Source organism: Nitrobacter winogradskyi (genome assembly GCF_006539545.1).
Lineage (GTDB): Bacteria > Pseudomonadota > Alphaproteobacteria > Rhizobiales > Xanthobacteraceae > Nitrobacter > Nitrobacter winogradskyi_A.
Genome location: NZ_BJNF01000009.1, coordinates 1 through 9,979 on the forward strand (window position 1 = coordinate 1; position 9,979 = coordinate 9,979).

Here is a 9,979-nt window from a genome sequence, read left to right on the forward strand (position 1 = left end):
CGACCCGGCGGGATTGATCCCGCTGGTTGCTGTTTGACGCCTCACGGCTTTAGTCTCCCCCGCCGGAATTATGTTTCCGGTCGATGGGTGAGAGCTTGCCAGAGCGCGGTCCGGATCTGCTTAAAAAGGCTGGTTAATCGAAGGTATTCCGCCTGCGATTCGCGCACATGATTGACAGACCCTTGGCCGACATGCTTGACGGGTCCTTGCCGGGGCGCGGATAATCTTTAATACCGCTTCGTGGAATGCTTGAAGTCCGCGTAAAATAAGCACCTCTCATGACGGGCCTGCCTTTTGGCAGGTCCTGTCGAAGACCCTGGATTTTGTTCGTGAACTCTTCACCAAATTCGTTGCCGGAATCCGTCGCATCCGATCTCTTCGATCAATCCGCGCTCAGTGAACTCGCCGGGCGGCTGGTCGAGGCCGCCAAGCGCGCGGGCGCGGATGCCGCGGATGCAATCGCCGTGCGGGGCGTCTCGCAAGGCGTCGAGGTTCGCGACGGCCGCGTCGAGGAATCGGAGCGGTCGGAGGGCGATGACGTCGGGCTGCGTGTGCTGGTCGGACGACGGCAGGCCACCGTCTCGACCAACGATGTCGGCGGCGACAATGTCGCGAAGCTCGCCGAGCGCGCGGTCGCGATGGCGCGCGTCGCGCCCGATGATCAGTATGTCGGGCTGGCCGACCCGTCATTGCTGGCGCAAAATTTCCCCGACCTCGATCTGCTCGATCGGGTGATGCCTTCGACGGCGGAACTCGAGCGCCGCGCGGTCGAAGCCGAGGCGGCGGGTCTTGCCGTCAAGGGCGTGACCAAATCCGGCGGCGCGTCGGCGTCCACCGGCATCAGCGGCATGGTGCTGGTGACGAGCACCGGCTTCCATGGACGCTATCTGCGTTCGAGCCAGGGCATCTCGATGATGGCGATCGTCGGTGACGGCACCGGCATGGAGCGCGATTACGATTTCAGCTCCGCGCTTCATGGGTCCGATCTCATGTCCGCGGCCAGCATCGGCCGCAGCGCGGGCGAACGGGCGGTGGCGCGCGCCAATCCGCGCAAGGTTGCGACCTGCAAGGTGCCGGTGGTGTTTGATCCTCGCGTCGCGGGCTCGCTGGTCGGCCATGTCGTGGGCGCCGCCAACGGCGCGGCGGTCGCGCGCAAGACCAGCTTCCTGAAAGACCGGCTCGGCCAGCAGCTCTTCGCGAAAGGAATCCGGATCGTCGATGATCCGCTGCGGGTGCGCGGATTGCGCTCGCAATCCTTCGACGCCGAAGGGGTCGCGACGAAGAAGCTCGCGGTGATCGACGACGGCGTCCTGACGTCATGGCTTTTGGATTCAGCGACCGCGCGCGAACTCGGGCTGACCACGACCGGTCATGCCCATCGTGGCGTCTCGTCGTCGCCGTCGCCGGGACCGTATAACCTGCATCTCGAGGCCGGAGAAATGACGCCGCGCCAATTGATCGCGGACGTCGAGCAGGGTTTCTACGTGACCGACCTGATCGGCTCCGGCGTCAACGGCGTGACCGGCGATTATAGCCGCGGCGCGTCCGGATTCTGGATCGAGAACGGCGAGATCACCTATCCGGTCAGCGAGATTACCATCGCGGGTCATTTGATCGAGATGTTCAAATCGCTGACACCCGCCAACGATCTCACGTTCCGCTACGGGACCAACGCGCCGACCGTGCGTATCGAAGGGCTGACTGTTGGCGGGCGCTGACGACGCCGACAGCCGAACCGACCTTTTGGCGCGCGACCGCGCTTTATTGATCGAGACGGTGCGCGAGGCCGGACTACTGGCGCTCGCGATGCGTCGCACCCGGCTGCGGACCTGGACCAAGGGGGTGTCTTCCCCGGTTTCGGAGGCGGACATCGCGGTCAACGATCTCATTGCGAGCAGGCTGGGCGCGCTTCAGGACTACGGCTGGTTGTCCGAGGAAAGCACCGACGATCTTTCGCGGCTCGGCAGGAAGAGGGTCTGGATCGTTGATCCGATCGACGGCACGCGCGGCTATCTCGCCGGTCATGACGAATGGTGCGTCAGCGTCGCTCTGGTGGAGGATGCCTCGCCGCTGCTCGCCGCCGTGTTCGCGCCCGCGACCTCCGAGTTTTTCGTTGCCGAGCGCGGACAGGGTACGACCTGCAACGGCCTGCCGGTCCAGGCGACCGGCGGTGATGATCTGGATTTCTCGAAGATTGCAGGACCGAAACCGCTTCTGGAAAAACTCGACCTGCATCCGCACGATGCCGTCCTTCATCCGAGGATCAGTTCGCTGGCGCTGCGACTGTGCCGCGTGGCGAGCGGCGGAATCGACGCGGCTTTCGCCGGCGGCCAGAGCCACGATTGGGATATCGCCGCGGCCGATTTGATCGTGCATGAGGCGAATGGTAAAATGACCTCGCTCGGTGGCGAGTCGATCCTCTATAATCGCGCAGAGGTGACGCACGGCGTGCTGGTCGCGGCCGGCCATCCTCGCCACGCGCGCATTCTCGCGCAGGTCCGGGGGCGTCCGCTGCCATAAGGCCGGCTGCCGACCTTAGATGGTGCCTGGATGGTATTTGCCTGAAGGCCGGCGGCATAGTAGGACAACGCGTGATGCCGCCAGACAGTCCGCCCCAGCAACTGCTCCATCTCGTGATTGGAGGTGAACTGACCGATCTCGCGCATACGACCTTCAAAAACCTCGATGAGGTCGAGATCGTCGGCCTCTATCCGAACTACGCATCAGCCTATGCCGCCTGGAAAGCGAAGGCGCAGCGGACGGTCGATAACGCCCACACGCGGTATTTCATCGTCCATCTCCATCGGCTGCTCGATCCTGGTCAAGACACGAAGACCGACCTTTGAGAAAACTGCTTCGCAATCTGCTGCGCTCACGCTGGTTTCAGCAGTCCGCGGGCCTTCTGGCCGCGGGCTTTTTATGGCTGGTCTGGCGAACCAACAGGTTCAGCTACGACCCCGAGGATGTTTACGACATCGTCGAGCCGCAGATGCCGGTGGTCCTCGCATTCTGGCACGGGCAGCATTTCATGACGCCATTCATCAGGCGGGCGCACCATCGCGGCAAGGTGCTGATCTCGCGGCACCGCGACGGCGAGTTCAACGCGCTCGCCGCGGAGCGGCTGGGGATTGAAACCATTCGCGGCTCCGGCGATCACGGCTCCGCGTTCAATCGCAAGGGGGGCGTCGGCGCTTTCAAGGAAATGGTCCGCGCATTGGAGGAGGGCTACAACGTGGCCCTGACCGCCGATGTGCCGAAGCGCTCGCGGATCGCCGGCCTCGGCATCATCATGCTGGCGCGTGAATCCGGGCGGACCATCATGCCATTTGCAATGGCGACGAGTCGCTTCATCCGCCTGAACAACTGGGATCGCACGACGATCAACCTGCCGTTCGGCCGCGGCGCCCTGGTTGGCGGTGAGCCGATCTCGGTTCCTTCGGACGCGGATGCGCAGATGATGGAGATGCTGAGGGCACGGCTGGAGGCGACATTGAACGATGCGACGCGCCGCGCTTACGCGAAAGTCGGCCGGCCCCAATTCGAGGCTGATCCGGAATACCAGACGGGTCATGCCTAGATTGTTGTTTTGACGCGTTTTCTTCAGGCGAACCGGTGTCCACTTCGCTCGAAAACGCTATAGGTTCATAAGCTGCTGGTACCCTTTTCTTTCCGAAGTTCGTTCAGGGAGGTGTTGCGATGTCTCACGAACTTCGGAAAGCGGGCGTGAGCCCGATGCCGGCGACGCTGCGTCTCTACCGCAGGCTGGCTGTCGCTGCCGGGCCGCTGGCGCCCCTGCTTCTGAAACGGCGTTTGAAACAGGGCAAGGAAGACCCGGCGCGCATCAATGAGCGCCGGGGCCTCGCCCGGCAGCCCCGACCCGCGGGCCCGCTGGTCTGGATCCATGGCGCCAGCGTTGGCGAGGTGCTGGCGGCAGCCGCGCTGATCGAGCGGCTACGCGCGCTTGATATCGGCGTTCTGGTTACGTCAGGCACGGTTACCTCGGCAGCCGTCGCCGCGAAGCGGTTCCCGCCGGATATCATTCACCAGTATATCCCTTACGACTCGCCCCGCTTCGTGGAGCGTTTTCTCGATCACTGGCAACCCGATCTTGCGCTCTTTATCGAGTCGGACCTGTGGCCGAACCTGATTCTGGCCGGCGCGAGCCGCCGTGTACCGATCGTGCTGATCAACGGGCGGATGTCGCGTCGTTCATTCCCGCGCTGGCGGCGAGCCTCCCGAACGATCGGGGCGTTGTTGAGCCGGTTCGATATCTGCCTTGTCCAGTCCGAAATCGACGCGGAGCGTTTCACGGCGCTCGGGGGGCGCAACGTCGTCATCACTGGCAACCTCAAGCTCGACGTCCAGGCTCCGCCGGCCGACGAGACCAGGCTGGAACGATTGTTGTTCGTGACCCGTGGCCGTCCGGTCGTGGTGGCGGCCTCGACACATCCGGGCGAGGAAGAAATACTGCTCAACGCCCATCAAACGCTCGCGCGTGATTTTCCGTCGCTGCTGACCGTGATCGTTCCGCGCCACCCCGATCGGGGCGAGGCGATCGCCCGGATGGTCATCGGCTCCGGCGCGCAGGCGGCGCGACGCTCGCTGGAGCAACTGCCGACGGCGAACACGAACATCTATATCGCCGACACCATCGGCGAAATGGGATTGTTCTACCGTGTGGCGCCGATCGTTTTCATGGGCGGCTCGCTGGTGCCGCATGGCGGCCAGAATCCGATCGAGGCGGTCAAGCTCAATGCGTCGATCGTGCACGGGCCGCACGTCTTCAATTTTCCGGATGTGTATGGCGCGCTCGACAGCGCGGGCGGCGCGTGCCGGGTCGACGACGGCGATGTGCTGACGAAGCGGCTTGGCTACCTTCTCAACGAACCCGCCGCACGCGAGGCGGCTGCGACGGCGGCGTCTCAGGTGGTGGAAAAACTTGGCGGTGCGCTGGATCGCACACTGGCCGCGCTCGAACCGTATCTTCTGCAGTTGCGGCTTGAACGACGGGCGGGCGATGCGTGAACCGGCCTTCTGGCGCAAGCCATCATCATTGCTTTCGCGGTCTCTGATGCCCGTTGGCGCGCTTTACGGCGCGATCGCCGCGCGGCGGCTGTCACGGACGGGTCTGCGCGCCGGGGTGCCGGTGATCTGCGTCGGAAACTATCATCTCGGCGGCGCGGGCAAGACGCCGACCGTGTTGGCGCTCGCCGGTATTCTCCGTTCGCTCGGCGAAACGCCGGTCGTGATCAGCCGCGGCTACGGCGGACGGCTGCGCGGCCCGGTGCGCGTCGATCCGGACCGGCATGCGGCTGCCGATGTCGGAGACGAGCCCTTGATGATGGCGCGGACGCTCCCCGTGATCGTGTCGCGACAACGGGCGGCGGGCGTCGCGCCCGCGTGCGCGCTGGGGGCGAGCCTGATCGTGATGGATGACGGCTTCCAGAACCCGGCGCTTGCGAAGGATATCTCGCTGATTGTGATCGATGGAGATAGTGGTCTCGGCAACCGGCGGGTTTTTCCGGCGGGGCCGCTGCGTGCGCCGCTGCCGCCGCAACTCGCTCGCACCGATGCGCTGGTGATCGTCGGTTCTGGTTCCGCCGCGGACGACGTTGCGGCGCGCATCAAGGCGCGGGGAGGACCTGTCTTACGCGCGCGGATTGTCCCGGATGAAGCCTCGGTTGCCACCCTTCGCGGCAGGCGCGTCCTAGCCTTTGCCGGAATCGGTGATCCCCCAAGGTTCTTCCGCAGTCTTCGCGCCTGCGGCGTCGATGTGCTGGCGGAGCGGGCATTCGCGGACCACCATCCGTTCTCGCAACGTGAGGTGGCCGCGCTGCAAGCCGCCGCCGAGAAGGATGGTTTAACGTTGGTGACAACGGAGAAAGATCTGGCGCGGCTGCGCAACAACGAGAACCTCGCCGCTTTCGCACAGACCGTCACGCCTTTCGCAGTCACCCTTGCGTTCGGCGATGAAACGGTGCTGCGGTCGTTCCTGGCCGACAGGCTCGGCCGTGCCCGGCTAACCTTATGAGGGCGTCTTGAGCGCGCCCGGGTAATGGCGCTGCAACACCGCGCTCGGGAGAGCGTAAGCCTCCTGCAAGTCGACACTCCAGTATTTCAGCTCGTCGAGTGGAATGCGGGTGTCGGTGACGGCGCAACGGACATAGGTTCCCGGCGAGATCACCCGGAAGTCGCCATCGAGATACTGCACGCGCGCCTCGCTTTGTCCGGACTGGCGAAATTTGTTCAGCACTGCTTTTCTCCAGGGGTCTCAGACAGGTTCGCACAGCGCTACAGCTTGACGAAACGCCATCCGGCCGCCTTTCGGATTTTGACCTCATCATAGCATACCGGACCCGGTGTGTTCAGAACAGACTTCCCTGGTCGGCGGGTTTGGTCGCGCGCCTGCGGGATATCGGTTTGGGCTCGCTCGTGGGATTTGACCTCGGCGGGTTTGATGATGTCGCTACGGTTTGATCGGTGTCGGAGGTGACGTTCACCTTTCCGTCGGTAAATTCCAGCGTGAGGCGCGCGCCGGAACCGACCGCCGTCGCGCTTCGCACCGCCTGTCCGGCGTCGTCGCGAACCAGTGCGAAGCCGCGCGCAAGCACGCCGCGATAGGAAAGCGCCGCGAGTAGCTGACCCGAATGCGTGATGCGCGCCTCATGCCGTTGCAGCAAGGTGACGAGCGCCCGTCGCGCGCGCTCGGCCAGTCGCCTTGTCCGTTCGTTGTCACGCGCGAGGCGATCGCGCTGCGTCTGTACGTTGGCTAGCCTCGACGCCCTGAGCCGTACCACCAGTCCCGCGAAGCGGTCGCGGCGGTGGCGCAGCACAACCTGTGCGCTGTGTGTGAGCCTCGCGCCGGTTGCGGCGACCGACTGTTTCGCGTGCGTAACCTGCGCGCGCAGCACGCGCAACGTGAGTCCGCCGGAAATCCGCGTGAAGCGGCGGTGATGAAGGTGCGTGCTTGCGCGCAAGGCGCGCGGCAAGGCAGCGGCGGCATTGTCGAGCGTCTGGCGGGGAATTGCGAGCAGTTCACCGGCTCCCGGCAGCGCGCGGGCGGCGGAGCGTAATTCGGCGCGCCGGTCGTCATGACCTCGCTTCCACGCGACGAGGGCGCGGGCCGCGAGGTTCGAGATTTTAACCGCCAGATCGGACCGAACCGGCACGGCCATTTCGGCGGCGGCGGTCGGTGTCGGGGCCCGCTGATCGGCGGCGAAATCGATCAGCGTTACGTCGGTTTCGTGACCCACTGCCGAGATCAGCGGAATCATGCTGCCGGCTGCGGCGCGGACCACGATTTCCTCGTTGAACGACCACAGGTCTTCGAGCGAGCCGCCGCCGCGCGCGACGATCAGCAGGTCGGGACGCGGAATGGGTCCGCCGTCCGGCAGCGCATTGAATCCGTCGATGGCGGCGGCAATCTGTTCGGCTGAGCCTTCGCCCTGCACCCGCACCGGCCACACCAGCACGCGGCGAGGAAAACGATCTTCCAGCCGGTGCAAAATATCGCGAATCACCGCGCCGGTCGGGGAGGTCACCACCCCGATGACCTCGGGCAGCCAGGGAAGCAGCTGCTTGCGGGCTTCATCGAACAGCCCTTCCGCCGCGAGCTTCCTCTTGCGTTCCTCCATCAGCGCCATCAGCGCGCCGATTCCGGCCGGCTCGATCGCCTCGATCACGATCTGGTATTTCGACGAGCCCGGATAGGTGGTCAGCTTGCCGGTGGCGATAACTTCGAGGCCCTCCTGCGGCTTGAACCGCATCCGGCCGTGGACGCCTTTCCAGATTACCGCCTCGATCTTGGCGCTCTCGTCCTTCAGCGCGAAATAGCAATGGCCCGAGGCGTGCGGTCCGCGAAAGCCGGATATCTCGCCGCGCACCCGCACATGGCCGTAGGTGTCCTCCACGGTGCGTTTCAGCGCCGAGGACAACTCGGAGACGGTATATTCCGGCGAATTCGCCAGAAGCTGTGCTGGATTTGCGGGCATCAGCCTCACTTCTGTTGCTCGTCCGCATTACCATGCTAAACCGCTCCGAAACCACCGGAAAGGCTGGATCGGCGCTCGTACATGAACATTCTTCTGCTTGGTTCCGGCGGCCGCGAACATGCGCTGGCGTGGAAAATCGCGGGCTCGCCGCTGCTGACGAAACTCTGGTGCGCGCCGGGCAATGCCGGGATCGCGCGCGAGGCCGAATGCGTGGCGCTCGATGTCGCGGATCATGAAGCGGTGATCGTGTTCTGCAAAACCAACAAGGTCGATCTGGTGGTGGTCGGTCCGGAAGCGCCGCTCGCCGCGGGCATTGTCGATGATCTCGCTGCCGCGGGCATCAAGGCGTTCGGTCCGGGCAAGGCCGCCGCGCAGCTCGAAAGCTCGAAGGGTTTCACCAAAGACGTGTGCCGCGACAATGGCATCCCAACAGCGGCCTATGAACGCTTCAGGGACGCCGGGGCGGCAAAGGACTATATCCACGCGCACGGCGCGCCGATCGTCATCAAGGCCGACGGGCTTGCGGCCGGCAAGGGCGTCGTGGTGGCCATGACGCTGGACGAGGCGCTGGCGGCAGTCGATATGATGTTCGGGGGCGGCTTCGGCACGGCTGGCGCTGAGGTCGTGGTCGAGGAATTTCTGCGTGGCGAGGAAGCGTCGTTCTTCGCGCTATGCGACGGCGAACACGCGATGCCGCTGGCGACCGCGCAGGATCATAAACGGGCGTTCGACGGCGACGAGGGCCCGAACACCGGCGGAATGGGCGCCTATTCGCCGGCGCCGGTGATGACGGACGAGATGTGCCGCCGCACCATGGATGAGATCATCGTTCCGACGTTGCGCGCCATGCGCGAGAAGGGTGCGGCTTTCAAGGGCGTGCTGTTCGCCGGCCTGATGATCACGGAACAGGGACCGAAGCTGATCGAGTACAACGTCCGCTTCGGCGATCCGGAATGCCAGGTGCTGATGTTGCGGATGAGGGGCGACATCGTGCCGGCGCTGTTCGCCGCCTGCGACGGGCAACTGAATCATTTCAGCATGCGCTGGTTTCCCGATCCTGCGCTGACCGTGGTGATGGCGGCGAAGGGCTATCCCGGCAGCTACGCGAAGGGAACGCGCATCGACGGACTTGATGATGCCGCCAAGGCCGAGGGCGTGGAGATTTTTCATGCCGGCACGAAAGAGGAGGACGGGCGCATTCTCGCGAGTGGCGGTCGCGTCCTGAATGTCTGCGCGCTCGGCAGGACCGTCGCGGAGGCGCAAGCCCGCGCGTATGAGGCGGTCGATCGCATCACATGGCCCGAGGGCTTTTGCCGTCGCGACATCGGCCTTCGCGCGGTGGCGCGGGAGAAGGGCGGATAGAGGTGGATTTTATCGGCGCGCCTTGAAAAAATCCCGCAGCAACGCCGCCGCCTGGCTTTCGCCGACGGAAGAATACACCTCCGGCCGGTGATGGCAGGTCGGCGCGGCGAAGAATTGCACGCCGGACTCCACCGCGCCGCCTTTGGGGTCGCTCGCTCCATAGTAGAGCCTTCGGATCCGCGCGAACGAGATCGCAGCCGCGCACATCGTGCAGGGTTCCAGCGTCACATAGAGATCGCAACCGGTCAGCCGTTCGCTGCCGAGGACGTGCGCGGCTGCACGGAGCGCCAGAACCTCGGCATGAGCGGTCGGATCGCGATCGATCAGGGTGCGGTTTCCCGCGGCGGCGATGATCTCTCCGTCGCGCACGATCACGCAGCCGATCGGCACCTCGCCCGCTTGACGGGCTCTTTCTGCGGCTTCGAGCGCCATGTCCATGAAAGAGGGTGCGGTCATGTTTTGTATCCCGGCGCATGATCCGCCAAGTGGAGGCGGCTTGGCGTTCAGATCATGCGCCATATCAATATCCTGGAGCGCGATCAGACGAAAAGGCGGTATCCGCTTTTCCTGATCGCGCTCCGGCGCGAACCCTGTTAAGAGGCGCGCTATAGCGTTTTCGAGCGAAG

10 protein-coding genes are annotated in these 9,979 nt (G+C 64.6%); 7 read left to right on the forward strand and 3 right to left on the reverse strand.

What is annotated here, in order from left to right; all coding sequences use genetic code 11:
- The first annotated feature begins 329 nt into the window (after positions 1-329).
- The 6 genes from NWI01_RS02060 to lpxK all read left to right on the forward strand — a co-directional run bounded on the left by NWI01_RS02060 (position 330) and on the right by lpxK (position 6,031).
- Entirely contained in the window at positions 330-1,718 is a 1,389-nt protein-coding gene (locus NWI01_RS02060; protein ID WP_181410340.1) for a TldD/PmbA family protein, read from the forward strand.
- Positions 1,705-2,520 (forward strand): 3'(2'),5'-bisphosphate nucleotidase CysQ, encoded by an 816-nt coding sequence (locus NWI01_RS02065; protein WP_141382237.1) that lies wholly within the window; start codon positions 1,705-1,707, stop codon positions 2,518-2,520. The genes NWI01_RS02060 and NWI01_RS02065 overlap by 14 nt, the downstream gene beginning before the upstream one ends.
- Positions 2,521-2,594: 74 nt before the next feature.
- Positions 2,595-2,846 (forward strand): DUF4170 domain-containing protein, encoded by a 252-nt coding sequence (locus NWI01_RS02070; RefSeq protein ID WP_141382239.1) that lies wholly within the window; start codon positions 2,595-2,597, stop codon positions 2,844-2,846.
- Entirely contained in the window at positions 2,843-3,577 is a 735-nt protein-coding gene (locus NWI01_RS02075; protein WP_141382241.1) for a lysophospholipid acyltransferase family protein, read from the forward strand. Before NWI01_RS02070 ends, NWI01_RS02075 begins: the two co-directional genes overlap by 4 nt.
- A 119-nt stretch (positions 3,578-3,696) precedes the next feature.
- Positions 3,697-5,025 carry a 3-deoxy-D-manno-octulosonic acid transferase gene (locus NWI01_RS02080; RefSeq protein WP_244613610.1) on the forward strand — a complete coding sequence of 443 codons (1,329 nt, stop codon included), beginning with the start codon at positions 3,697-3,699 and terminating at the stop codon, positions 5,023-5,025.
- Positions 5,018-6,031 carry a tetraacyldisaccharide 4'-kinase gene (lpxK, locus tag NWI01_RS02085; protein WP_141382244.1) on the forward strand — a complete coding sequence of 338 codons (1,014 nt, stop codon included), beginning with the start codon at positions 5,018-5,020 and terminating at the stop codon, positions 6,029-6,031. Before NWI01_RS02080 ends, lpxK begins: the two co-directional genes overlap by 8 nt.
- On the opposite strand, the gene NWI01_RS02090 is transcribed toward lpxK, so the two are convergent.
- Both NWI01_RS02090 and xseA read right to left on the reverse strand, forming a co-directional pair.
- Positions 6,026-6,253 (reverse strand): DUF2093 domain-containing protein, encoded by a 228-nt coding sequence (locus NWI01_RS02090; protein WP_141382246.1) that lies wholly within the window; start codon positions 6,251-6,253, stop codon positions 6,026-6,028. The genes lpxK and NWI01_RS02090 overlap by 6 nt on opposite strands.
- Before the next feature lie 112 nt (positions 6,254-6,365).
- A complete protein-coding gene (gene xseA, locus NWI01_RS02095) occupies positions 6,366-7,991 on the reverse strand; it encodes an exodeoxyribonuclease VII large subunit (protein ID WP_141382248.1) in 1,626 nt (541 codons plus the stop codon).
- 81 nt (positions 7,992-8,072) lie between these two features.
- On the opposite strand from xseA, the gene purD reads away from it, so the two are divergent.
- Complete coding sequence (gene purD / locus NWI01_RS02100; RefSeq protein WP_141382250.1) at positions 8,073-9,353, forward strand: phosphoribosylamine--glycine ligase; 1,281 nt, start codon at positions 8,073-8,075, stop codon at positions 9,351-9,353.
- A 9-nt stretch (positions 9,354-9,362) separates the two neighbouring features.
- On the opposite strand, the gene NWI01_RS02105 is transcribed toward purD, so the two are convergent.
- Entirely contained in the window at positions 9,363-9,809 is a 447-nt protein-coding gene (locus NWI01_RS02105; protein ID WP_141382252.1) for a nucleoside deaminase, read from the reverse strand.
- Positions 9,810-9,979 lie beyond the last annotated feature (170 nt).